This window comes from Pseudoalteromonas sp. R86517 (assembly GCF_042466295.1).
Lineage (GTDB): Bacteria > Pseudomonadota > Gammaproteobacteria > Enterobacterales > Alteromonadaceae > Pseudoalteromonas > Pseudoalteromonas atlantica.
In genome coordinates this window covers 61,598-87,493 of record NZ_JAXHCB010000003.1, presented here as the reverse complement: position 1 = coordinate 87,493, position 25,896 = coordinate 61,598, and the positions used below count along the sequence as shown (strand labels likewise).

General features: G+C 38.7%; 20 protein-coding genes and 1 other annotated feature. Of the genes, 9 read left to right on the top strand and 11 right to left on the bottom strand.

Annotated features, from left to right (window positions below; genetic code table 11):
* Window positions 1–20: 20 nt before the first annotated feature.
* Both SJY38_RS17170 and SJY38_RS17165 read right to left on the bottom strand, forming a co-directional pair.
* On the bottom strand, window positions 21–2,618 hold the full coding sequence (locus SJY38_RS17170) for a TonB-dependent receptor (RefSeq protein ID WP_377110365.1): 2,598 nt from the start codon (window positions 2,616–2,618) through the stop codon (window positions 21–23).
* Between the two features lie 237 nt (window positions 2,619–2,855).
* Window positions 2,856–4,013, bottom strand: coding sequence for an ROK family protein (locus SJY38_RS17165; protein ID WP_377110699.1), 1,158 nt, complete (start codon window positions 4,011–4,013; stop codon window positions 2,856–2,858).
* A gap of 339 nt (window positions 4,014–4,352) precedes the next feature.
* Here SJY38_RS17165 and fucP point away from each other — a divergent pair, with 339 nt between their 5' ends.
* A complete protein-coding gene (fucP, locus tag SJY38_RS17160) occupies window positions 4,353–5,615 on the top strand; it encodes an L-fucose:H+ symporter permease (protein WP_377110364.1) in 1,263 nt (420 codons plus the stop codon).
* An 891-nt stretch (window positions 5,616–6,506) separates the two neighbouring features.
* Here fucP and SJY38_RS17155 read toward each other — a convergent pair.
* The 6 genes from SJY38_RS17155 to SJY38_RS17130 all read right to left on the bottom strand — a co-directional run bounded on the left by SJY38_RS17155 (window position 6,507) and on the right by SJY38_RS17130 (window position 16,557).
* Window positions 6,507–8,159, bottom strand: coding sequence for a glycoside hydrolase family 32 protein (locus SJY38_RS17155; protein ID WP_377110363.1), 1,653 nt, complete (start codon window positions 8,157–8,159; stop codon window positions 6,507–6,509).
* A 285-nt stretch (window positions 8,160–8,444) separates the two neighbouring features.
* The gene (locus SJY38_RS17150; RefSeq protein WP_377110362.1) at window positions 8,445–10,022 is read right to left on the bottom strand and encodes a glycoside hydrolase family 68 protein; all 1,578 of its coding nucleotides are present in this window, start codon (window positions 10,020–10,022) and stop codon (window positions 8,445–8,447) included.
* 1,624 nt (window positions 10,023–11,646) lie between these two features.
* Window positions 11,647–12,537, bottom strand: coding sequence for a hypothetical protein (locus SJY38_RS17145; RefSeq protein ID WP_377110361.1), 891 nt, complete (start codon window positions 12,535–12,537; stop codon window positions 11,647–11,649).
* Window positions 12,538–12,977: 440 nt separating this feature from the next.
* Window positions 12,978–13,886: a TniB family NTP-binding protein gene (locus SJY38_RS17140; protein WP_377110360.1), complete on the bottom strand. Its 909-nt coding sequence runs from the start codon at window positions 13,884–13,886 to the stop codon at window positions 12,978–12,980.
* Between the two features lie 35 nt (window positions 13,887–13,921).
* Window positions 13,922–15,949: a hypothetical protein gene (locus SJY38_RS17135; RefSeq protein WP_377110359.1), complete on the bottom strand. Its 2,028-nt coding sequence runs from the start codon at window positions 15,947–15,949 to the stop codon at window positions 13,922–13,924.
* On the bottom strand, window positions 15,946–16,557 hold the full coding sequence (locus tag SJY38_RS17130) for a Tn7 transposase TnsA N-terminal domain-containing protein (RefSeq protein ID WP_256850810.1): 612 nt from the start codon (window positions 16,555–16,557) through the stop codon (window positions 15,946–15,948). Before SJY38_RS17130 ends, SJY38_RS17135 begins: the two co-directional genes overlap by 4 nt.
* A gap of 449 nt (window positions 16,558–17,006) precedes the next feature.
* On the opposite strand from SJY38_RS17130, the gene SJY38_RS17125 reads away from it, so the two are divergent.
* The 4 genes from SJY38_RS17125 to SJY38_RS17110 all read left to right on the top strand — a co-directional run bounded on the left by SJY38_RS17125 (window position 17,007) and on the right by SJY38_RS17110 (window position 19,532).
* Window positions 17,007–17,234: a hypothetical protein gene (locus SJY38_RS17125; protein WP_377110358.1), complete on the top strand. Its 228-nt coding sequence runs from the start codon at window positions 17,007–17,009 to the stop codon at window positions 17,232–17,234.
* Window positions 17,235–17,263: 29 nt separating this feature from the next.
* Window positions 17,264–17,587: a hypothetical protein gene (locus SJY38_RS17120; RefSeq protein WP_138579943.1), complete on the top strand. Its 324-nt coding sequence runs from the start codon at window positions 17,264–17,266 to the stop codon at window positions 17,585–17,587.
* Window positions 17,588–17,944: 357 nt separating this feature from the next.
* Window positions 17,945–18,535, top strand: coding sequence for a hypothetical protein (locus tag SJY38_RS17115; RefSeq protein WP_377110357.1), 591 nt, complete (start codon window positions 17,945–17,947; stop codon window positions 18,533–18,535).
* Window positions 18,536–18,941: 406 nt separating this feature from the next.
* Complete coding sequence (locus SJY38_RS17110) at window positions 18,942–19,532, top strand: hypothetical protein (protein ID WP_377110356.1); 591 nt, start codon at window positions 18,942–18,944, stop codon at window positions 19,530–19,532.
* Between the two features lie 35 nt (window positions 19,533–19,567).
* On the opposite strand, the gene SJY38_RS17105 is transcribed toward SJY38_RS17110, so the two are convergent.
* The 3 genes from SJY38_RS17105 to SJY38_RS17095 form a co-directional block, all read right to left on the bottom strand.
* Window positions 19,568–20,005 (bottom strand): hypothetical protein, encoded by a 438-nt coding sequence (locus SJY38_RS17105; RefSeq protein WP_013463093.1) that lies wholly within the window; start codon window positions 20,003–20,005, stop codon window positions 19,568–19,570.
* 240 nt (window positions 20,006–20,245) lie between these two features.
* Window positions 20,246–20,626, bottom strand: a complete 381-nt coding sequence (locus SJY38_RS17100; RefSeq protein WP_024606317.1) for a hypothetical protein — start codon at window positions 20,624–20,626, stop codon at window positions 20,246–20,248.
* Between the two features lie 172 nt (window positions 20,627–20,798).
* Window positions 20,799–22,018, bottom strand: a protein-coding gene (locus tag SJY38_RS17095) for an IS3 family transposase (RefSeq protein ID WP_232510977.1) whose coding sequence is annotated in 2 segments (ribosomal slippage) — window positions 20,799–21,730 and window positions 21,730–22,018 — 1,221 coding nt in all. Because the reading frame shifts where the segments join, the coding sequence is not laid out codon by codon here.
* Window positions 21,624–21,740, bottom strand: a sequence feature (AL1L pseudoknot). It overlaps the preceding gene by 117 nt.
* 49 nt (window positions 22,019–22,067) lie before the next feature.
* Here SJY38_RS17095 and SJY38_RS17090 point away from each other — a divergent pair.
* From SJY38_RS17090 to SJY38_RS17075, 4 genes are all read left to right on the top strand, one after another.
* On the top strand, window positions 22,068–22,628 hold the full coding sequence (locus tag SJY38_RS17090) for a hypothetical protein (protein WP_377110354.1): 561 nt from the start codon (window positions 22,068–22,070) through the stop codon (window positions 22,626–22,628).
* A 136-nt stretch (window positions 22,629–22,764) separates the two neighbouring features.
* Window positions 22,765–24,516 carry an ATP-dependent endonuclease gene (locus tag SJY38_RS17085; RefSeq protein ID WP_377110353.1) on the top strand — a complete coding sequence of 584 codons (1,752 nt, stop codon included), beginning with the start codon at window positions 22,765–22,767 and terminating at the stop codon, window positions 24,514–24,516.
* Window positions 24,517–24,602: 86 nt separating this feature from the next.
* A complete protein-coding gene (locus tag SJY38_RS17080) occupies window positions 24,603–25,100 on the top strand; it encodes a hypothetical protein (RefSeq protein ID WP_377110352.1) in 498 nt (165 codons plus the stop codon).
* Window positions 25,101–25,665: 565 nt separating this feature from the next.
* Entirely contained in the window at window positions 25,666–25,860 is a 195-nt protein-coding gene (locus SJY38_RS17075) for a (2Fe-2S)-binding protein (protein WP_004588794.1), read from the top strand.
* The last annotated feature ends 36 nt before the right edge of the window (window positions 25,861–25,896 follow it).

The window sequence follows — 25,896 nt, the reverse complement described above, 5'->3', positions numbered from 1 at the left end:
AGCAGGCGATAAAAATAAAATTAAAAGCGCTTACCTATGCTAATACTAAATGTGCGTGGTAGCACAACCCGTGCATTGAACGTAGTTGCTTGACCCGCAACTGTTTCACCTGCACGTGGATCGCCCTCTGATAACCCTTCAGAATTATTTAGGTTTTTTACATCAGCGCGAAGGTAGTAGCCTTTTTCATTTTCAAGCGATAAACCAATATTTAGCATGCCATACATAGGAAGCTCCGCAGTGTTGGCATCATCAGCATAACGTTTACCACTCCATGAATAGCTACCATGTAGTTTTGCCATACCCCAAGAAAAATCATCAAATTCATAGCTACTAGTAAGTTGCCCAAAGTGTTCTGGAACACGTACAGGCATGTTGCCATTGATATCAATAGCCGCAGCATTACCATTCGCATCAAGGTATTGAGCGGCAGGGGTGTTCACAAATTCTGGAGATTGATAAGTAGCAGAAACCCCAACGCGCCAGCCTTCGGTAACTTGAAGGTTTAACTCAGCTTCAACGCCAAGAGTTTCCGTATTTCTAAATGCTTGTCGTTGAACAACTTGGCCGTTTTCAACCGTTGGCACATTAAAAAATAAATCATCAGCAGCCGCAAAGTAACCCGTTATAAATGCGGCTATGTCGCCTTCATTATATTTGATGCCTACCTCAGCCATTACCGTTGATGCCGGCTGTGTTTCTCGACGATTGGAATTATTAAACTCGTCAATTTCCTGCTGATTTGCTAAGCCTGTAATTGCCATGTACTTGTCAACATCAGGCATACGAAAGCCATCTGCGTAACGTGTAAATACAGCCAAATCATCATTAAATTTATAGTTTGCGGCCACTGTCCAAGCAAGTTCATTGTATTCAACGTTAAAGTTTCTGAAGGTGCCTGCGCCAAAAGGTAAGGAGATATTGCCGTTAATAGTATCTGTATCACTGGCAAAGCTATTTATTGTATATTCTGCTTGATTTTGCGCCTCACCATCTGCTTTTAATGTTTCGTATCTTAGGCCTAAATTGAAAGATACATCTTCAAGTTCGTACTCAAAATCGGCAAACGGCGCGAGAGTTTTTTCACTGTAAACAATATCTGCATAACCATGAGACCCTGACTGAATACCTTTATATGTGCCGCTGCCAATATCGTTACCTTGTTCATCGGTAAAAACAATATCTAATCGTTGTGGTAGAGGCTCAATTGATTGTAATGTATTAATACGGTAGTCAGTTACGTGACCATTGATATTAGAGAAAAATAACCCAAAGTTTGCATAGAGAGTGCCATCCCCCATGTTATCGAATGTGTAGTTTAATTTAGTTTCATTTTGAAAGTTATCGCCTTCGAAGCGTCTGTGCCAAAATCCGGCATTAATACCGTAGCCATTTGTGTTATATGAGTTTACATCACTTGAGTTTGCAACACTAAACCCTGTACCTGCATCACGAATATCAAAATTTAAACTGCCGTTTACGAGTGCATTACTTAATTGGTCTGCATTTGCATCATAAATGGCTTGCGCTTTATCTGATAATAATTCGGCATTACCTACATTTATGATACCGGTAAATGTAGTTAACATATCCGTATAACGCATTTGGTTAGAAAAAATTAAATTCTCGTTTATTTCTATTTCGGTAGTGTTACCAAAATAAGTGACGTCAGCGTAGTTGCCATCTGCTACGTCTAAATCTATGTCTCCGCTTGGGGTGTTGTTTAGCGTTAAAAGGCGAGCACCTGCTGAATTACCTGTTGTTCCGTCTCTTATATCCATACCACCAGGTATTGTTTGCGCATCGGTAGTGCTTCCCGTTAGTGGTTGTGGGATAAAAAAGAATGAACTGTCATCTTGTTTGTTTATTTCAAAGCGCGTAAATCCATTACCATCATCAAAAAAATATTTAATATTAGCGTTTATTTCACCACCTTGGTTTGCTGTATACCCAGGATCGCGTGCTGAGTCATCCTCGCGGTACCAAGCGCCTACCGCATAGGTTGTTTGATCATTAATAGAGCCGCTTACCCAACCTTGCACTCCTAAACGATTATTACTGTTGGTTTCAAAAAATACATCGCCTTGAGTATCATCGCCCCCTTCACGGGAGATAAAGTTAATAAACCCTGCAGGTGCACTACCAACAAATATAGAGGATGCACCGCCTCTTATTGCTTCCACATTACCTACATAATTTGAAAGTCGAGTAAACCTGTCATTTTGAGTGAATAAAATATCTTGATTATAAAATACAGTCATACCGTCACGTAGTAGTGCTGTAAATTCAGTTTGGGTTGAAAGTGGGAAACCTCTGGGGGCCACGTTATTACCCGTTTCGCCGCCGGTGTCTTCGGCGTGAAAACCAGGAATACTTCTAACGAGCTCTGCTACACTGTGGGGCGCTAACTGCTCTAACTTTGCTTCGTTAAACGTTGTCATTGCATTCGTTGACTCAATTTTTTCTTTGGGTCGAGATGTACCTGTTACGATTATTCTTTCAAAACCTAAATCACTCTTTGTTTCTAATGAATCTTGGGCTTGCGACTTAGCTTTGGGTGAAATGCAAATAGCAACTGCCGTAGCTATTAAGGTCATTTTAGCAGACATATTTTTCATGTTGTTCTCTCTTTATTGTGTGTGTTTACAATTTTGTGATTTATTAATCAAACGAGTCAGTGTTTTCAAAATTGTGAATAGAATGTAGAGAACTTGATTTAATAAATCAACTATTATTATTTATTAATTTTTACAAACATAATGGTGACTTATTAGTCTATGGGATTTATGAAAAGGTACTTTGTATATAGCAGCTCAAGCTAAGCGCAAGCTGCTAATAGTGAATTCAGAATTGCTTTAATGGTGTGAAAGGATAGTGTTGTCTTGTGAAAAGTTTATGAGTAACGGTAAGTTAGCGCAGCCTATTGATTGTGCTTTAGCGCCAATAGAACCACTTTTTACTTCACAGCGATTAATACCACGGTGATCTGCTTTGCTTAATTTTATCTGGGTAGCGAGTACTATTTTTTCTCTAACGTTTATGGGAATAGCGCCGTCAATAACGACAGCTTCAAAATCAAAAATCGCAAGGGAGCATAATGCTGCATAGGCGAGGCCGTCAGCAACTTGATCTATCCATTTTTCTAAAACAGGTCCTAAGTCGCCCCAATATTCATTAGAACTCCATAGTATATCGGTGTTGTAGCCATCATTTTTAAGCATTTTTTCTAAAATATATAAAGATGACTGCATAATAAGCTGCTGAGAACTAAGTTGACCTTTGCTATTAAGCATAGGCTTGGGAAGCGAACCAATAGCGCCTGCATTGCCTTTTTTACCTGTAAATAATGATTCATTTATGACTACGCCACCCCCAATAAAGGTGCCTATAAAAACATATAAAAAATCTGTAAATCGGGTAGGGTTTCCAAAGCTTAACTCAGCTGAACAAGCAGCTGTGTCGTCATTACAAACATAAACAGGTAGGTCAATTATTTGATTTATTCTTAACTTAAAATCAAAAGATTTCCACTGTTCCATTATTTCAGTAGGGGCACCGGCTTCTTCTGTCCAATTCCAAATCTCGTAAGGAGTAGCAACGCCTATGCCTAAAATCCTATCTGCTAGGTCTTTATTAAGGCTCATTTTTAGTACGCTTATACCTTTTTTTAAAAAGGTTAGTAGGCTATCTACTGTTGGGTAAGCGCAATTTTCATGAAGCGTAGCACGAATATTTCCCATTAAATCAATAAGTGTTAAATCAAAACTACGGCGACCTACTTTTAGACCTATACCAAATGCGCCATCAGGGTTTAGTGCAAAGGGGATTGTGGGTTGCCCCACACGGCCTCGTTGTGGCTCTTTTCTTATTAACAGGGAGTCGGCTTCTAAGCTATTAATAATAACCGTAACCGCTTGCGCAGAAAGCCCTGTTTTCAGCGCAATTTCAGCTTTTGGAGCGCTACCTTGCTGACGGATCAGCGTCATAATTCGACGTTCATTATAAGCACGCAGGCCTGATTGGCTTCTGCCTTCTTGTGATGTAAGTCGAGGGTTTTTAGCTTTAATAATTATTCCTACCTAGTTGGTTATTGTCTTGAATAACTTAATTTATTGTACACCGCAAGATCCCGTTTGGCGATACAGCAACCTGTATAAATGGGAGCTGCTTTGCTACTTTGTTGAATAATATATTGAGATTATATAAAGCTAAAAGCACAATAAATAACTATAGTTGATTTATTGACGTGCAGATATATACCTGTTTAAATGCTTTACTTAAAGTTAACAACTGAGACACTGAAATGTCCACACACACACACACACACGAAAGCACCTCTGGTCTCAAAAGAGATGGTCGTGCCTTTTATTTTACTCGTATTATGTTTTGCAGCTTGGGGTGCAGCTGCAAATATGACCGATCCGTTAGTAAAAGTTTTTAGTAAAATTTTTACTATGTCTTCAGTGCAATCCGCATTGGTGCAGTTTAGTTATTATGGCGCATATTTTTGCTTAGCTATTCCTGCTGCCTATATTAACAAACGGTTTTCTTATAAAGTTGGCGTATTAACTGGGCTAGGCATGGCTGCAATGGGCGCATTTATGTTTTACCCTGCTAGTCAAGCAATGACCTATGGCTTTTTTTTAGCGGCTTTATTTATACTTGCAGGTGGCCTATCTATTTTAGAAACATCTGCAAACCCTTATGTTATGGGGATGGGGAATGAGCAAAGTGCAACTCGAAGGTTGAATTTAGCGCAATCATTTAATCCGGTAGGGACAAACATAGGGGTGTTTTTGGCTGCTACTCTTATTTTACCAAGCTTGAATACCGCTACTTCCGATGAGCGTTCGAGCATGACTACTTCGCAGCTCAAAAATATAATAAGCGCCGAATTGGATGCCGTAATGGTGCCATATGTGGGCATGGCATGTGTGCTTGTTTTTATTTGGCTTGCCATCGCGTTCACTAAAACGCCGGATTTTTGTAAAAAGAAGCAGGTCTCAAAACATGTTGATTTTAAGCCAGCCTTTAAACGCTTATTTAAAAATACCCATTATCGTTTTGGTGTAATAGCCCAATTTTTTAATGTTGCTGCACAGACATGTGTATGGACCTTTACGATTCAATATGTAATGGAAGCGTTGAATACAAATGAGGTCAGTGGCGGTACAATTTTACAGTACAGTATGATTACATTTTTAGTGTCTCGTTTTGTAATGACGTGGCTTATGGGATTTATCCGTCCTGCAAAGTTACTGATGGCTACATCTCTTATAGCAATGATGTTATGTATTTACATGGTGCAAATGCCTAATATAAGTGGTGTTTGGGCTCTAGTATGTATTTCTGCTTGTTTGTCATTAATGTTTCCTACTATATATGCAATTGCGCTACACGGGTTAGGTGACGATGCTAAGCTAGGCGCAGCAGGTTTAGTTATGGCGATTCTTGGTGGGGCAATAGTACCTGTAATTCAAGCTGTATTTATTGATACTTACAGCGTTGCATTTTCATATATGGTGCCTGCAGGTTGCTTTATTGTTGTAGCCGCTTATGCTGCATTTGATTTAAAGGCCAAAGTAAGAACGTTTAACAAAACCTCTCCTTGTTAATAACTTGAGCCGAGTTAAGAGCTCGGCTTTTTTGTATTATATTTTCTCTGCTAGCTAAATACTGGTAAGTTGAGGCATTGATAATTAAAAGTTTATTAAGCCTTATGTTTTTTAGTATTAGCTCAATACAAGCAACGCAATATTTACTCGTATTTAGTGGGTGGTATTAGTCCGCGCCCATTGCATTAAAGAGCGAGGTTAAACTGGGTGGAGGTGAGTTTACTAAAACGAAAGACATTTTTAGTTTAAATCGAGCAACCTTATAACGCTCCTATTAAGCTTAATATGAATAATGCTTTTGTCAGAACCTCAGCAAAGTACTCACCATTGTAGTGGTAGTACATCCAACAATTGAGATGTATATTTGTGGAGGGATTCTCGAAATGTAGTGGCCAATTATATTGGCCACAATTTAAGGTTCTTTATATTTAATCTTAGAGTCAATTGTCGTTAAACCTAAATTAAGCTAATTGAGTAGTTTGTTATTTGATTACTGCGGAATAAGTTTCGCTTTTTAATTTTGTGATTTTTACCCAAATTTATATGCTTATTAGCATAATATTTCCTTCTTAATGGGTGTCCAAAATTACTTTACCATTACGTTAGTAAAAAAGCTGATACGAATTACAAATATAGCCCTCTACTTTAGTTGATAAATTTCAAATAAAACTCCGTGTGAATTATAGAGTTATCAACATCTCTCTGGTTTTGTCAATCTGATGTACAACTAGACCCGCATCATTGTTTTTTCAGGAAGCTCAATTCACTTCAATAGCTGTCGAGCTTCTTTGTTCTTAGAGAGATAGCATATTGGAACGATATCTATTAATTACACAATAACTAGCAACACCTTAAAATACATCTAGGCGAAAATTTCACGGGAGCATAGGCCTAGCGCGTATTACCTTTACTGCGAATGATCGGGGCAACCTTCAAAGGAGCTAGCTCAAATAAGCTCAGTTCGGTATTCCCGCCAATTGACTCGACCGAGAGGCCATTTTCTCCGGGGGCACCGAATACGAGATTTGAAAGTACAACTTCTCCGTTATTTACAAAGACCTCAATGGATGTTGTATCTACAATGATATCCAACATGACAAAGCCATCGCGCATTTGTACAGGCGACTTTCGAACCTCGCGGTAAACTTTGGGCATCGCATTGGCTATAGCATCACTATCGCGTTGGATAAATACAGTATCATTCGCAAGGTTGTACCCAACGATAGAAAAGTGCTTTTTTCCTCCCTTAAGTCGGAAGCGGACCTCTTTAGCATCTGAATCCGCATTAATCTTCACACGGAGACGGTAGGCGTCGGATGGAGGTTGAGGGAGTGTCGTTTTCGACGCTTCCGTCACCCGAATATTAGATCGAGCTACTGTACTGCCTTCAAGTTTGTTGATCGCATTTATGGGTTGCGATACAAGTTGTGGCTTACCGTCGACGGACTGAAGCATGATGCGCCGTACGACCGAGTTAGCTCCCCCGTGCCAGTCATCGGTTGGGAGTTTGGTGGCGTAGGCCCAGTTATTAAGCCAACCGATGGCATAGCGCGAAGTAAGGCGTTCGGCGTCATTGTTGCGGGGGTCGTCCCATGTCACTGCGGCATAAAAGTCGGCGCCGAAGTCTAGCCATTGAGGTTCATCGTGATCAGCGGTGAAATGTTCTCCGTCCCATTCTCCGGTCCAGTACACAGTTCCCGTGGTCATTCCTTTTTTAAAGCCGTTCGCGCCAGTTACCAGCACCCATCGTGTAGTTGCAGTGTCACCGTTGACCGACATCCGGAACAGGTCTGGACATTCCAGAATTCCAAGGTCGCTGCGCTTGAACCCAGACTGATACTTCCAATGTTTCAAATCGGGCGATGTGTAAAAGCCGATTTTATGACCCTCAGCCAGAACCATCAACCATTCATTGCGCGTGTCGTCCCAGACTATTTTAGGATCACGCCAATGCTGGGATCCTGGGTTGTCCATAATAGGGTTGTCTTGGTACGCCTTAAAACGATAGCCGCCGTCAGTCGAGACAAAGAGTGATTGACGCTGCACACCCTCGTGCTGTTGAGTCATAATGGCGATTACCGCGCCAGGACCGAAGCCTGCAGTGTTATTGATGTCAATTACTGCGCTGCCGGTTTCAATATCGCCGAGGCCATTCTTATACTTATCAATTGCCACGCCGTGATCTTGCCAGTGCACAAGGTCAACCGAGGTTGCGTGGTACCACTCAGTACCATTCCCTATAGGATAATCGGCATTGTAAAGGTAATAGTAGTGCCAGATACCGTCAATCATAATTGGACGCTGAGGATCGTTCATCCAGTATTTATCGGGGGTCAGGTGCATTGCGGGTCTATATCGTGCCCAATTAGTCGGACGCTGGTATTTAGATGATTTTTCTGTCAACAGGGGCAACGGTGAGGAGCTGATTGCTGCTTCGGAACCGAATTCAACGGCCGATGACTCCCCTGAATTGAACAGCGCGACCAACATGCAAATTGCCAAAGACCAGCGACTTGCAGATATTAAAATAAAATTGTTATTCATAACTCTCCTTATTGGAAAATCGGATAAAAAGTAAAGTAGTTGGCAAAGGTACTCAATGAGCATGATAGATGGTATGGGCGGTACAAAAAAATTGTAAAATAAAGAAATGCAGTGCTTCAAAAGTCACTGCCGCAAAACAAAAAAACAGACTGACAGTTTGTGAGGCTGTCCAATGAATCCGCATACTTTTATTTGCCAGGTACAAATAAGAGAGAAGAGGATACGTCGGTACAACACCTTCTCCTCTTCCCCCTTGTAAGGACTATATAAGTTAATTTACTACAGTTATTGCTTAAGTGGCTTGATCTGTCCGCCCGAATTCACATTCAGGTTTGCAGGGATATCGGCCCAACCACCTAGCCCATAACCATTTACGCCATAGGAATAATCAACCTCTGACGAGTCGCCGTTAATTTTTATCCTAACTGTAGGTGCAAGTGTCCCACCACGGCGAAAATTTTCTTTAGTGCCGACTGTGTCGATGAACGATTGGATTAAACCACCAGGCATCACATAGTGTGAGTATGACTGGAATTGACCTGGATGCTGATTATAGTCTGGCGCAAACGGGCTACCTGGCCAGTAATTGAGGTTTGTTGGGTTACCGAGCACCAGCCCAGATCCCTGGTTCATCGGCTGGTAATCGCTGCGAATACCGTTGCCTACGAAACCATATACGCCCTCGGGGCCAGTAATACCTGTTGCATATGTAGTGCTGTGGCTAATAGTGAAAAGATAGTACTTGCCATCTTGTTGGTAAATCTGCGGTCGTTCAGTCTGGTCGGTGACACAGTTTGCAGATAGAATAGGCGGCAGAAATTCCCACTCGGTCAGGTCGTCGTTCGTAGCCCTGGCCAGACCAACGTTACCGATTTGAAAGGGCGCACCCGATGCATTCACTTGAGTTACGGTTTCTGCATAAGGGTCGCCGTCCCGGTAGCCAAGGTCGTCAGCATCACACTGTGCAGTTGCCCGGTCCATCGCCGTGTTGCCCTCAAATACCATATAGGTCTCACCTGGATGAGCCGGATCTTCGAAAGTAAACGGGTCGCGGAAGTTATAGTAAGGGTTTTGCTCAGCATTTTGGTAGTAAGTGCCGTCAGCCTCGAGTAACGACGTAACTTTATTGAACCCGGTGAATCTCACACCGTGTTTATTAGCATGCACATGGCCTACGCTTAGGGCGAGTCGAGAGTCGTACGGTTTGATGTCCGGTCCACCGTTTTGGTCTCGGTAGAATGCAACATCTGTGAAAAATAATTTTATTTCACCACCTGGAAAAATACGCGCCGAGCCTGACCACTGGGTCTGGTGGCTATAAGACTGGTCCTCGAAAATTTCACCGGTGACACCTTCATCGAACACGAGACCACCATAGGTCCAACCACCATTTTCTGGGCGTTGGTCAGCGGAAATCCCAGCCGGCCGATAGAAGTAGCCGATCTTTGCGTAAACATGACGGTCATCAAAGCCAAGGCTACGGTCAGCTACTAAAGAAAAAATGATCTCCTGCCCATTGACACTGTACTGATTAGCATTCTCGTCAGTAAGAGGCCAAGAGTCCCATACCCAGACCTGTTCGTTCGACATGTCGGGAAAGTTTTGCGGGATATCAGGCATAGTATATTCTTCAGGCATCGAATTTTGACGTGAACCTGCCGTCGGATCAGACATGCGCTTGATTTGGCGTGCATCAGCCCGCGTCCACTTCGCAGTGAAATTACTCTCAGGTGAAAATGCCTCTTGGGTGTGAAGTGTCGGCTCGGGACCTGGCTGTAGATAAGGTTCTGCAACAGCTGCCGTTGTTAAACCCAGAAATGCATACAAAATTGGGATTGTCGATTTACTTATTTTACTATCCATCAATATCTTCTCACTAAATTGAAAATGTTTCCCGTAAAAGAATAGCCTCTTCCTAATAAGACACCCTGTTACCCTAGTCTAAATCAATTATCCTCAGTGAAAACCAATTGTATTCACTTGAATGTATGCGACTTTTAAAGCGAAATCGATTCGGACAAAGGCTAAAGTTTATCTTCTGGAATTAGCCAAGAAATTCAGGCGTAATAATGTCCTCGCTAATTGATATTAGCAGTGTGACTATATACTACTTTCTCGAATACTTAAACGATTAAGATGCATGTTTAGTAAGAGTATACTGATTTAATAATATAAATATAAACATAAATATAAATATAAAAACTAATGCATGAATTATCTTTTACAAAACCCAATTAATTCATCTCGAATTAAGGTTTGGTCATATATATGGGGGGTAAATGGGTTGGTGTTTACTTGCGGGCTTAATGAGTGACCTAGAGGGAGAAAATAAAAAGTGTGAATATTAATGCTGTAAAACTAAATTTTAATGCTTTAAGGTTGTGATTCTGCATTTAGGTTTTAACTGAAAAACAATGTGTTTATCATCATTCGGCACTAGGTTAATTAAGGTTTTACTTAATCGGTTAAGTTAATCTGGAGAAAGGAGGCATTAGTTTTACACTAGTGCTTATGTAATGGAAAAATGAACCCCGAATATAGGATTACGTATTGTTATTTTCCGATGAGTCAAAAACGATACCGACTCATAAAATACTGTTGCTTTGGGTCTTGAAAAGCTTTCCCGCCAAGGTGTTAATCTTCATCAGGGCATCTAATTTTCGACCATATGTTTAAGCAAGAAGTATACGTTTTAATAACTAGGCAAATTATCAATTCAAATCACTTACTGTAATAGATGTTTTCAAGCGATTTCTCGTTGTTTAAGAAATTTACCTAATAAAAAACATAATTATTTTTAGAGTGTAATTAAGTTAATAAATCTCAATTTAAGTGCCATGTTTAGTTATAAATCAATAACTTCTCAACGTGCCGTGAATTCTCGATTTAAGTGGCACTGATCAGTTTGATCGGCGCCATATAACTTGAGAATCTCAGCCATGTAATAAGATTTCAAAACAATAACTTAGCTTGTGTTCTTTATCGGTACTGCGCCTCTTAAATTGAGAATTATTTATAGCTAAAAACTGCCCCAACACAAATTCTCATCCAGCCAAAAAGTTCTCATTCTGCCTTGCAGATTCTCATTCTGCCACTGAAGAACTCTGACTTGATTTTAATGAGCACATAATTAAGTAGATTCTGTATTCGGTAAATTAGTGGCGAACACTATACGCTAATATTTACTTAGTAAAAGTGTAGTAAATCGATTAGAAAATGGATTTTTAGGATAAAGAGAAATGAAGCCATTTAAGTGAAAGCTAAAATGTAGATATGCGAAGCTTCATTTGTAATGTTGAGTTAATTCAAATTTGGTTTGATTTAGGTTTAGTTATGGATGAAGTTACTAAACCTTTATTAAAAAAGGGAAAGTTAAACTTATTGATATTCAGTCGGTTAGTTTTAGTGAACTGCCGGTATTGTTATTAATAAAGCATAGACCGAGAACATGTCTCGGCCTAAAAATTAAAGTTGAAATTACAAAGTACTAAATGTCGAGTGATAGCTGTTTGTTTTGCGTTTTCGCCAACTTCAAAGTATCACAATTAAGTATACGTTTTGAATTATTGCCATGAATGTAAACGGGCCTGAGCTTACCGGTATTAATCAACCTCATTAGTTCTACCTTTGGTATACCGGTGACTTCAGCTACGTTTGCAACGGACATCGTTTTATCTCTTATAAGTTTAGTATGTAATTTACAAAAGGTATCGAATGCTTCAGGCAAAACGTGTATGGAATGCATTAAGTCTAATGAAGGTTTGTATGCTATTGATAATTCTTTATTTTTAGTAGCTATCAGTACATCAGTTATACAGATATTATGAAGAGCCATAAAGCGACGTAGCTCAGAAAGGGGGACGTAATCTTTATTGTGGCTGAACTCGGCTAAAAAGGTATAAACACCTGATATTTCAACGCGAGTATCTGTTCTTAAGGCCTTTTTTGAATCAGTTCTTATCAATCCAACTTCGACTAAAAGAGCGATTTGTTTAAACGTTACCCCAATTATAGAGGAGGCTGTTTGAGCTTCAAACCAAAGCTGAGTTATGGGAGCTTTTGAACGAATATACTCGCTATTATACATTTCATATAGTGTGGATAATGACCCCCATTCACATAGCAAATTCTGAACAATAATTTCAATTTTGTGAAACTCAATGTTCAACGGTAGATCTGTTGGTACACGTTTAGCCCTTTCACTTAAGAATACTCTAGCACTATCTGGGTTATTAAGAATATCAGCCGCTCTATTTAATAATGTGGAGGTAATCTCCTTTGGTGGGAAACTCGTTCGTGTATTACTATCGTCAACTATCACTTTAGCTATGAGGTATGCATCGTGGACTTGTTCAGGTGATTTTAATTGATTATTCAATGGTATATGCGTTAAGCGTAAGCCGCACAAAGGTGATGTGCAGCGGCCATTTAGAAGATTAATGGTAAATTGCAGCGGTGAATTGCAATGAGGGCATTCGGATAACAGGGCACACTCATGAATAATACAGTGTCGTAAAAATGGATTTTGCCACTGGGCCCTAAAATACCCATATTGGTTAACACAATCTGGACAAACTTGTGGCGTTAGCAATCTCGCATGTGTCCAGCACTTTATCTTTAATGATGATAAAGTGCGAGTTATAGGAATAAGGTGATCAAGGAGTTCGTTCTTTGTTGATCTACCTTTGATGATACTGGTTAGCATAGCCTTATTGAGTACGCGAGATTCTGATTGTATGCCATTTCTTTTAAGTAAACGAAGTACATAACCAATACCTGACTCCGCTTCATAGTAAGAGGGTTTTATTGGGAAACGCATTAGCATAACCCCGAATAGAACTGACTTCTAAGGTTTTTATCTTGCTCATTTAGATATGCATCTAATTGTTTTTTTGTTAAAATTTCATAATCAAATGGATTGACAGCCCCAATTGCATATTTCTCAAAGTTTTCAAATAAGGCTTCTATAAGCTGATCATAGTTTTTTGCATTTCGTGTGTTATTACGTAAAAATAAATCGCGCATTGTACTCATGGTGTGCTCACTGTACGCAAGGTAAATACGATCAAGTAGCTCACTGTGCTCATCCTTTGTTAAATTTGGCAACCCAACTTGTTGAATGAACCAATTACAACAGGCAATCCAGTTTTTCGTTTTAGGAAGGATTGGCTTAATTTCAATGGGGCGCATTTGTCGACGAGACATCTGCTCGTCATCGTCAAATTTACCGGCGGTTCTACCAAATGTAATAAGGCGCTTAGCACTGCTTGTACCGGCGAAAATAATCGAACAACGGATCTTGTTGCTATCGATCAGATAGCAAAAATATTTAATAATTCGTTGAAACTCTATCCCATCATAACTTGAGGCAATATTCTGAATTTCATCAAGAATGATTAGCTCCACTTCTAGGTCTTTGAGAAGTGAGATAAGTTGGGCATCCAATTCAGCTGCAGTAGTGCGAGAGTTTTGTGTTGTTCCCTCTAGCTCTGAAATTAAAAATCGAGTTATCTCTGCAGTACTTTTTTTAAACTCCTTAAAAGCGACATAAAAGATTGGTTTTGTCGTTTTTTCTGGCTTAGTAACAGGTAAAAACTGAGCGTGATACTGCTTTAATATATACGTCTTGCCAGCACCCGAGGCACCATAAATAAGTTGAGCTCGTTTATCCTCTGAAGGTACGTGATACATATTGTGGATTTCCGCTATCCTCTGCCATATCTTCATTTGTATGTCACATGCGAAAATTGTACTGGGCATAGTTACCATTGTTTTTCATTTCCTTCATCATCATTATAACGGGTAGAGGCCATTTCTCTGGTTTTGCTCACTATCGTATCTGCGTAGGTATCTTGTTCACCTGAGTGCGATATCTGTGATTTAAGTTCATTCACTTTATGAGATTTTTTTATTCGCTCTACAATGGATAAGTTCTCTTTCGTATTTTTATTGAAAGACGCTACCTTCGGGCCCCTGTGCTGTTTGCGTTTGGGCTTTTGCTTTACGAATTCAGTTATTTCACCGACATAGTGACCAGTAGGAGTATGGGAGAAAGTTTCTGTATATATTCCGAGTTGGGTCAGAGTTTGATTGCCATTTAGTTCAGCAAAGCTGACTGGTAGTTTAGTATCATGATGGTCAATATTATCAGCCACTATTTCCACAGGATTGTTCTCGCCAGGCAGTGTTGCTTGAACTGTTACTTTTCTGGCATCTAGGTCGTCATGAAACACATAAACAGAGGGGTTTTCACCCAGCTCCATGTCTGTTTTAGTAGCCGCGTATAGTTGTTTTAGCTCATCACTGTAATAATCTTGACCTAAACATCTGATAGTTCCACGTTGCTGTAATTTATGTGAGGTCTGGGCTCTGGACACGTGGAAGCAATGTTGTAGCTGATCATATGTGAATGAAGGCATAGGCGTATCAATAATGGACTGATTCCATTTTTTGATAGGCGTATGGCCAGCCTGTTTATGGTGTTTGTGCATGTATTCTGTCAAAAATATATTCAGTAGCTTTGTAAAATCAGATACCTTTATATCCGCACGTTTAGCTAATGGAATTGTGTCGAGTGAGTTCGGGTTAGTACGTTTTCCTGAATAACTTTGAAATCCAATACTCGTCTCACCACTTTGCGTTTCAATCTTCATACCCGAAAAAAAGTGATCTCTTAACACATTAAAAAATGACTCAATGAATGGCTTCTTAGCAGGTTGATTTGATGGTGTATAATGAATATTTAACTCTAGTCGCTCCGCAGCCTTTTTTATCAAACGATTATTAAACCCTGGGCCATTATCCATAATCAATGTAGTCGGTTTACGTCCATTCATTGTAAGATTACTATCCGCCATAAATATTTGACGTAAAAGATTAAGCCCACCGGCAGAGTTTTCAGGTTCAAAGCTAAGCACCACAGAGATAGGTGCGCGTGTGTATACGTCTATTGCTACATACAAAGAAATAGGCGGTGTCGGAAGACCTGTTTTGTCGTCAATTAAACACATATTTAGCACAACACGGTCGCATTCAACGCGCTGCATTGCGTAATAGGTTTTTATTCGTTTACGTAGCGTTGTTAGTCGCTTATTGATTTCCGCTTGTGAAAGGCCTTTAAAATTAGCAAGTTTTTCGGCATCAGTAAGCTCTTGTAACCGGCGGTAAAAGGTGCGTTGTGATGCGATTTGAATCTCATTATTTTTCAAGCTAGCTTCTTGCGCTTCTCGTTTATAGTTACTGTAATATGCGCCTTTGAAAGCAGAGTTATTACACGAATAGACGGTAGCGATGTAGTGCTGTATGAAAGCCTCAGTGGCCGCATTTAGCCGTATAGGCCTATTACGCTTCACTCCCGCAAGCGCCTCATCATTAAAATCTGATTGAACCCATACGCGCCAATGGCGACATACCGTTTTCCATTGCGGGTGTTTTGTGGCAATAGTTGCAGGATGTTGACTCTCGACTCGTTTGATGAGCTCATCATATGTCTTCTTGGTTGTAGCAGGGTATCCTTCACTAACCAGTTCTTTCAAGATAGATTGATAAATCAATCGTGATGTAACCGTTAACTTTTGATATTCTGTTAGTTCAATATGTGGATGCTGTGCGCTTCTTAATATAAAGCCTTGATCATCAATTGATTTCTCAAAGTCGTCTCGAGGTAATAGGCGCTTCTTAGTCTCTATACCATCACCGGAAAGGAGTATTGATGTACTGTCAACAAACGCAATAGATTCAACGTTACCGTACTTATTAGTCAAGTCAGTACCCGTAGCATATCCGATCATTTGAGGTGACCTCGCATCAATGTAGTAGAGGCGTTTAACGGCTTCTCCATATCGAATTTATATACATTTGATGCAATTAGTCCATAAGCCTCTGACACTGGGTTTTTAGCTATACCCTCCAAGCATTCGATGAGTTCACCAAAGGTTAAATCTCCATCAGGCAGCATTGTTAATGGGAATGAATGCTCCGAGTAATACATTGTTATCAGATTAAGGTTCGCCATAAAGATAGTATTGAGCTTATCGACGATGATTAACCGTAAACCTATTTGTGCTTTTTTTCGGGTGTACTCATTAAAAAGATGAATTTTCGAGTGATACTCTTTATCAACCTGAGACTCATGATGAACTTCAATATATTCAGCGAAGCCAGAATGATATAGCACTAAGAAGTCGGGTGTATAGCGGTAAACTTTTTTGTCTATAGTCACTTCTATTTGCTCTGGTTGGGTGGCAAACAGCTTCACATTAGGGTCACATTCCAGTTTAAAAGCCAGGATCAGCTCCTGAAATGACTCGGGATTAAGTGCGCACTGATTTTTATGGGAGTAAAATCGTATAACAAATCGACCTCTGTGAACGTTAGCGTTCGTCTTTGTAACGGTCATAATTTTACCTCCCAAAAAATAAATGTCTTTACACTATAGATAATGGGTGATAAATTAAAAGTTTTATCTTTAGAATAGTTGTTCTTGGTAAGCATTTTTACATTATTCCTTTCGTCATAATTAGGCTTATCAATCCTTGGAGCCACTGAAAATTTTGTTTTATTTTCAAGGGTTAATCTCACTTTAAAATTCAAAAGTTAAGTTCAATGTTTTTTCTACGAGCAAATTATTTATTCTCAAAAAAAATTTATCTTTAAAGTACTGTGAAGGTTTCTCGAGTTGTTTTTACCTTATCCAAACCGATTTTATGTTTGTGTTTAACATGACGTTGTTATGTTCAAGTAAAACACCCAAAGCGTAATTAATATTCCGCGCTACCCCCAAAAGCTTAAATTTAAAATTTCACACCTAGCCCCAGCAAAGTTGATGCTTTTCAAAAGGCAGTCACTATGATTGCAGATATTGCAGATATTGCAGAAATAGAGAAGGTTAAACTGGTCAGACCACTAGGTTATATTCTTCTAACTTCTTCGATTTGGGTCTTAAAATCCAATAAATCTCCACTGCAATTAATATTAACTGAGTGTGAATATGTGCTTTTTTTTTATTTTTTGTGTTTTTTTAAGAAAAAAGAGGGGGTGTTCTCTTTTATTAAGTTAAGGTTAATGGAGGCTTAAATTTTTTTGTAAACAAGATGGAGTGACATATGAAACACAAGCCAGAAGGGTGGGTTGTTTTAACGTTTCAAACTATTGATAGCAAACCCTGCTATGTGTTGTTTTGTTCGTGGAAAAATGATGATGAATGGAGAGTAAGCTCAGGTTCAATGGTTCTACCCCACTTATCAGCCTGTGGGAATTATTGGATTTGGCCTCAAATATCAGGCTCTGTTTATGAGCTTCCCGTTGATGAAGAAAATGGCTATACCTTTTACACCGGCGCTGTATTAGATGAATTATTAGTAAAAGGGTATCGCGATGGCACTCAGCTAAAACGCATTGCACTTAAAGATATTATGGAAGATAAATAAGGCGATTAACGCCTTGTAATCTATCTATTATATTTTACTTTTGGGGGTCGTGAGCTCTACATAAGGGAAGATATTTAGGGGCTTTGGTAGGCAAAGATGAGAATCTGTATTATGTAAATGTTGCTAGTTCTACATTAAAAGCTAATAAATGAATACATTAAAAGCTAATAAATGAATACAGTAAAAGCTAATAAATGAATAGAGTACAGGTATAACTAACGCGCACTCCCATAGTAATCCAGCCTAATAAAATTTGGCTAATATCCAATGAGGTTCTGCTTGCGTTACCGAAGGAGTTGATATTCTGGCTTCATTAATCTTTAATAAGCACAAATATTACTTCACAAAGGATTACTTATGGGAAAGGAACTCGATATTTATAAATTGCACAAACCAGATAGAACATACGATATAATTGACCTAGATATCGTATCGATGGCAGACCAAATTGCCGAAGAAAATAACCTCAGTTATAAAGAAGCAGTAATATTAGCCAAGATTGGTTTTCCTAGCGGCAAAACTAAAATAGCGGATATAGTCAAAAACGGATTTAGCTGCAAATTTGAAAAAGAAGCTTTAAAGCAAGCCTACGACGTAAACTTATTTACGAATTACCTTGTTTTGAACCAAAAAGCGTATATTGCCCTAGGGAACTATCTGCAAGTTTACGGGGAATTTATACCGCTTAGGTGTGATAAAGAGCTAATTTTATTTAATCCTCTCGTTTTCGAAGATGAAGACGAAACTCTTACTGAAAAGGCTTACCTGAATGGTATTGAGGACGGCCTCAAATCCTTATCATTTAAATCAGACAAACATCTTGTTTTTAAATCATGCATTCAAGGCGGGACAGTACTTTATTGCAATGCCGCGTTTAAATCTCTGATTAATGAAAATAGCTTAAGCGGACTTTCTTTTAATAGTGATTTAGTTAGCATTTTTGCTTAACAAGATAAGCGCGGAATGAATTCATTTAATAAGACCTAACCAAAACTGTCAGATTTGAACAAATAGAGTCAACCAAATCGAACAGACGCATTCGTTCCATGAGCTGCCTTTCCGGTTTAACCCATTTCTGCCCCGTTCCAATTTAGTTAAAACTATCAGCAGTGAAGGGCGAGCAGTTTAATGGACTACTTTTTCTTATTTTATAGTATCTAAATGTCTCAGGCCTTACTAAATGGGGTAAATGAAGGGAAGCTCAAAAGATTCCCTCTTTGATGTTTAGCTTTATTTCTAGCGATGAATTGCATAGTATCTCTCTAATATAATTAACTTTAATTGGCAGGCGGCAATGACATTGTATACTCCCAAAAACTCATCAGAGTCAGATTTTTATGAAGTAGGAGTTCTGGTGAACCAGATCCTATGGTTGAATGACCGACGTTATGAAAAGGGGCTTCATGGGCTTTTGGAAGAGTATAAATCACATGAAGAGCGTGAGGCTCTCATTACGTTGCTTGAGAGATTTATCCATCATGAGCATAGGGATAGGCTTGATGCAGTGGATTATCTTGCCGATATAATTAATGAGAAGAATTTCACACACCAAGATACTTTGTTCATTGCAACCTCAGATGGAAAGGAGTCTGATGGATCAACAGCAGGCTTATACAACTTCAAGTCGGCACTTGCAGAGTTAGGGCAATATTGGAAGGAAGATAACTTAATCCCATCTCTCAATATGTCTTTTGAAAGATGTACAAGTTGCCATATAAAAAACGTTGTAATTTTTGACGACTTCATCGGTAGCGGGAAGACAATAGTTAATAAGGTTAATGAATTTCGACAGGAGATGAAGGCTAGAAATGTTCTACATATAAAAATATATATATTTTCATATGTAGGCATGAAGTTTGGGGTTGAGTATGCTGCTAAGGAGTTGGATCAAGAGATATATTGTTATCTTCATGTCAGTCCAGATCAGTATTCTTTGATTTATTAATGATGTAGGCCAGACATTCTGGCCTTTTTATATTTCTAAATACGAATGTTAACACCAGTACTTTTGTCTTGCATGATAGACATAGCTGATTCTAACATCTTCAAAGTAGTCTCGTCATTGCGTGACAGTGCGCCTTGGATGCCATCACGCGTTTTTTGAATGAAGTTATATCGTGTTTCATCACTGTGTGCACCTGCCAGTTCGCCTCCATTTACGGGTATTTTCATAGTCATAGCCATGAAAGGCCTGCCGTCATCGAGAGACATTTCTCCATTGCGGATTTGAGTGTTGGCCCAGTCCCGCATTTCTTGCCGGGTCATACTAGTGAAATCCGCCTGTTTTGTGCTGCTGTCAGTCTTATCATTGTCTGTTTGTGCTGCTGTTAATGCAGCCGAAAATGACGTTGAGGCCTCTGTTGAAGGCTTGGTACGCTGGTTCCCATTAAAATAATGTACGTTTGCATCAACTCGCATAGGTTCTTTTCCTTAGTATGATCGTATGAGTGATATTAACTGCAAAACCTGCGCCATAATTATACACTTATAGTCTTTTGAAAACGCCTTTAAAAAGTTTATTTAAATTAAGTTGTTGAAGGTAATTCATCGTAAAGTGAAAAGCTTAATACAGAGGTGTTGGACGGCAAAGGCTTTCCGGTAACTGGAATATTTACTAATAGGCTTGGCTCATAGGCCTTAAATTATTCAGGATAAAGCCTAATAAAAGAAGGTTTTGAAATAAGCAATATTAAAGTGAAATATTGGGATCGAGATTGATACAAAGATGAGGGATATAGAAATCAATATCCATTTCAATTTTTTGATTTCTTTTAAGTGATTTGCATTTTTAAGCGATTCATTTAGCCGCTGAATATTTAGTTCAACTTCGTGTACAGTCTCCTGAGAGACGAGCGCTAAATCTTTAATACTATCAACAGAGCTTTTTAAGTTTTTCTCTGTTGCTAGTATATGAGTATCAACGCTCTTAATTTCCAGTGATTTCTTCACATATTCAGATAAAGAAATACCTTCCTTTTGCGCCTCACTACTTAAAGACTCTTTTAATTTATCGTCAATTCGGATGCTTAGAATAGCCATTCTAAAATACCTCTGATGTATACGGGTGTAAACAAAGCGTATACGCCTATTTTTAAAGGCGCAACAGGTTATTTTAGATGAAAACTGTGTATGACAAAATGAGATAATAGGCACGCTGTCGAATGTATACAAATGAATCGCCCCGAGTTCATCGGAGACCAGTTTGTTTAAGTCAGGCCACTTTACCTGACTCGTTTAAATTATCATAGTAGTCTGTTTCATATTGAGCTGGTGAAATATACCCAATTGAAGATAATAAGCGTTGATTATTAAACCAATTGACCCACTCTAACGTTGCGTATTCAACAGCATCAACATTCTTCCACGGGCCATTTCTGCGAATAATCTCTGTTTTAAATAATCCATTTATTGTTTCAGCCAATGCATTGTCATAAGAGTCACCCACACTGCCTACAGACGCTTGAATTCCAGCTTCAGCAAGTCGCTCAGTGTATCGTATAGACAAATATTGGCTGCCTCTGTCGCTGTGGTGAATTAACCCTTCGGGGTTGCCACGATGCCAAATAGCTTGCTCTAACGCATCAAGAATAAGCTCTGTGTGCATTGTCGTTGATACACGCCAACCTACAATGTATCGTGAAAAAACATCTATCACGAAAGCGACATAAACAAACCCACTCCATGTGGCAACATAGGTGATGTCAGCTACCCAAAGTTGATTTGGCTGCTCAGCAGTAAATTGACGATTAACTAAATCAAGTGGCTTATCTTGTTGCTCGTCAGGTATCGTTGTCTTATGTGCTTTACCCCGACGAACACCTTGAATTCCCATAACTCGCATCAATCGTTCGACTGTACAGCGGGCGACTTGATGGTCGTCAAGCTGTAGCTGCTTCCATATTTTTCTTGCACCATAAACTGACATATTATCCTCCCACACTTCGCGAATGAGTATTATCAGCTCAGCATCACGCTTTTTGCGGTTAGACAGTCGCTCAGGCTCTCTTTGTATCTGTTTATGAGAATAATACGTTGATGGTGCAATCGGCAATTCCTTGCAAATTGACTCGACACCGTAATGCTCTCTGCAAGCATCAATAAAATCCGCTATTACTTCTGTTTGCGGTCGAGCTCCGCTTGGGCGAAAAAAGCGGCAGCTTGCCTCAGGATATCATTCGTTCGCTTGAGCTCTTTATTCTCGCGCTCTAAGACGGCAAGGCGTTCTTCAGTTGATTGCGTATTAGAAGAGGGTTTAGACGGTTGAGCTTGAGATTTCTTGACCCATGCTCTAAGTGTTTCTGGGGTACATCCCAGTTTATCTGAAATCGATACTAGCGCAGCCCAAAGAGAAGGGTATTCATGCTGTTGTGTGGTAACAAGCCTAATTGCACGTTCACGAAATTCTGATGTATAGCGATTTGATTTTTTCATAGTTCCAGTTTCTCAAGTTATTGAGTCTCTGGCAAACACGGGGCGATTCATGGAAGTATTTAAAGGCCCATTAGGCAGTCATCGTAATTTTATTAATCATATGGCCCTAGCAAATTATCAAGACTACCAAACTCTATGCGGGTTAAATAAAGAAAATGGAAAGCAACAAACACCTGATAAATATAAAGAGTTCAGATATTTTTTAAACGCAGTCGAGTCTTTTAATAATATATTAGATTATTTCTATTACGAAAATGAATCTGAGTTAGGGGATGTAAATCTAACTCAATTTAAAAGAAAGGTGTTTGTTAAATATCCTATCCTTGAGGAATTATCTGACTTGGCTAATGCGTATAAGCACTGCATAAGAGAAAAGCGTGAGCGAAGAACGAGGACGTTTGTTAAAAACACAGAATTAGCTTGGGCAAAAGATTTACAAAAACCAGAAATAAATGTTGATATAAACATCTCACATGAATCTGGGGTAGGTGCAAATGTAACTTATAATTTTAATTGGCCTATTCCTGAAAATGAAAAAATCATTAATAACGTTTTTCTTTTTTGGTTAGATTATATTCAACCAAATGATGTGGACTTAATTAACGTATAACAAGCGCATTAATGGTGACAAATAAAGCTTTGCTTTGTTCACAGCGTTCCCTATTTTAACCAAGTGTTATTTGCCCGTTATGCGGACGTTAGTACTCTCTCAAATTTTGCGTCAATTTCGGACATAAGGATATTGAATGAAACTTGTATCTCTAAAAATGAATAACTTTCGTGCCATTAACGGCGAAGAAAATGTAATTGAATTCAAAGATAATAATATTGTTTTTCTTTTTGGGAAAAATAATATTGGTAAATCTAGCGTGTTACATGCTTATAAGTATTTTACATCACCCTCTCAAAAATCCTTGATAACAGATTTTTATGAACAAGATACAACCAAGGAAATCGTAATAGAAGCAACTTTCCTCAAAGAAGATAGTGATATTGATAATTTTAATGAAAAGGGTTTGGATAAATGGGTGGATGCTAATGGCTTAGTCAAGTTTAGAAAAGTTTGGAGCGAAGTTGATAAAGCTGCGACTAAAATGACTTTCAGCATTGAGGAAAGTGATTTTGTTGCTGGTGGGTTTGGAGGCTTGGAACCTATTCTTACAAACGCTACGCCAAATATCATTTTTATTGAGGCTATGCCGAGTGTCAAATCATTAACGGACTGGTTAGAAAAAGAAATAAAGAATAAGTTACTGAAAAAATTAAAAGATAATCACCAAGCTGAATATAGTAGTGCTCTTACTGCTATCAAGTCATTGCAAGAAAAGGTTGAGAATGAAGGTTATCTTGGAGAAATAAGCCAGAAAGCTAATCGTTACTTTAGTGAAACATTCCCCGAACTTCAGTTAAATATACAGTCAACACCTTATAAAGAAGCTGATTTAAGCAAGGCTTTTGAAAAAGATTTTAGTGTCACGATTGGCGATAAGAAAGATGAAGAAATCAAATTGGCAGAAGCTGTTGAAGCTGCTGAAGAGCTATTAGGTGATGAAAACTCATCTAAAATAGATCGTAAATTTGATCTGCATGGTCATGGCTTAATTAGACAGGCAATAATTAATATACTGTCTTTGTTTAAAGATACTAAAGATGGTGAAAAACACATTATTTTGTTTGAAGAGCCAGAGTTGTACTTACATCCAAGCAATAAAAGGAAGTTCAGCAATACCTTATACCAAATAGCAGAACAAGATGATTATCAAATAATTTGCGTGTCTCATGATCCTCAATTAATTGATATGAGCAGGGAACATACCTCTTTAGCTCGGTTTGTGAAGAATGAGAATGGCGAAACAATTATTTATCAAGCAGGCGATAATGTTTTTTCAAAGGATGAGGAAACTAAAGACCGAGTTCTAATGCTTAATCGGTTTAACCCCCACATCTGTGAAACATTTTTTTCTGACGAAGTGATTTTGGTTGAAGGTGATACAGAGGCAATAGTTTTACGAGGCTTAATTTATGAGCATTATCCAAATAGTGATTTATTTGTTCTAAACACAGGAACCAAAAATAACATTCCATTTTTTATTGAAGTATTAAGCCATTTTAAAATCAATCAGCATGTAATACATGATTCTGATGAAAGATATCTTTACACCGCAGGACAAAGGAGGTTAAAAAATGATGGAGATCCTAAAGCTAATAGCGCTTGGACATTAAATGCCAAAATTTGGGATGCTATGGAAGTAGCAAAATCAAATGGAGCATCTGTTAAGCGCTATGTATCTGTCAGAAATTTTGAACATAGCCATGATTATTCTCACGATCCCGAAAAAGGGAAACCTTTATCAGCATATGAGTTTGCTCAAACTCTAGATATTGCTGATGAGGAAAAAAGCATTGTACATTTCTTAAAACAGGTTGCTGGTGATAAGCCTTACCGCAATGAATATACGCAAGAGTACCTAGAAGAGATTGTTGAGGAACCGTTTTAAAGTGTGCTAACAAGCCAATCTAGTAGGCATTTTCCGCAGCAAAGCTGTGTCGATTTTTGAGGTGTTAAGTTTTTTAAGTGAGAGATATGCATCCACATTTACAGGTTAAATCTACAAGTAATGATGTGTTTCTTGAAAGGATCATCAGCGCAATTGAAAGTGTGGATTGCAACGAGTATTTTTCAAATCACCTTGGGCAAAGACAATCAGATCAAAAAGTTATTGTTACAAGGTTTCAGAACGCCATACGAGGTGCTTTAGAAGCCAATATCTCATCAATCACGTGGGAGTTGGAATACTGTCCAAGCAAATCGAACAGGGATTCTATTGATATCTTCGGAAAAAACGAAACCTTATCGGTAGCTATTGAGCTCGACAAGCATCGTGCAGATCAAGTCGCAAAAAAATTTGTTTCTCGTGTGGCAATTCTTCCTGAAACAAAAGTTTACTATATATCTTTGTGTTACCCCGGAACGGTGAATATGAGCAAGCCAGAGACAATAAAGTACTTTGGTTATTGCGCAAATTTAGCTAAACGAATGAATAATGTGTATGCAGGTTTTACTGTTGAACCCAAAACATAACAAGGCAATGAAAAAACGCTCACAAAAGCCGTGGGCCGGAATCAATACGCTCGCCTTTTATTGCGGCGGCTCAATGTCCGCTCATGGCACAGAGCAGACCGCCGGTAATTATTGAGTGATGCAATCCACGGCTATAACTGCCCATGAATACAAGTTCTTTATGTAATGAAAAATAAAGATGCGCTGTTGCTACTCCGCAAAGCATCGGCCTAAATAAACTCTACCTCGAAGTAAACCGATTAGCTTTCGTATAACAGATAGGGCAAATTATCAATTCAAATCACTTACTGTAATAGATGTTTTCAAGCGATTTCTCGTTGTTTAAGAAATTTACCTAATAAAAAACATAATTATTTTTAGAGTGTAATTTAGTTAATAAATCTCAATTTAAGTGCCATATTTCATTATAAATCAATAAGTTCTCAACGCGCCGTGAATTCTCGATTTAAGTGGCACTGATCATTTTTTTTGAAAAAAATTACTTTTTATTTCACAAACAATTGATAACCATTATTGTTTAGATTAATATGCACCTACTAAATGAAATTGAGAGTAGTTTGTATTCATGTATATTTGTCTTTGTCACGGGGTGACTGATAAAAAAATTGAGCAAACAATTGACGATGGTGCAACTACCATGCGTGAATTAACTAAAGAGCTTAAAGTAGGCAGCCAATGCGGTAAGTGTTGTTGTTGTACTAAAAAGATCCTAAATCGCAAACTTATTGAGATTGCAGATATTACCGATCAAGTCGCTTAATTCGTTATTACAAAATTCAAATACAAAAAAAGCAGC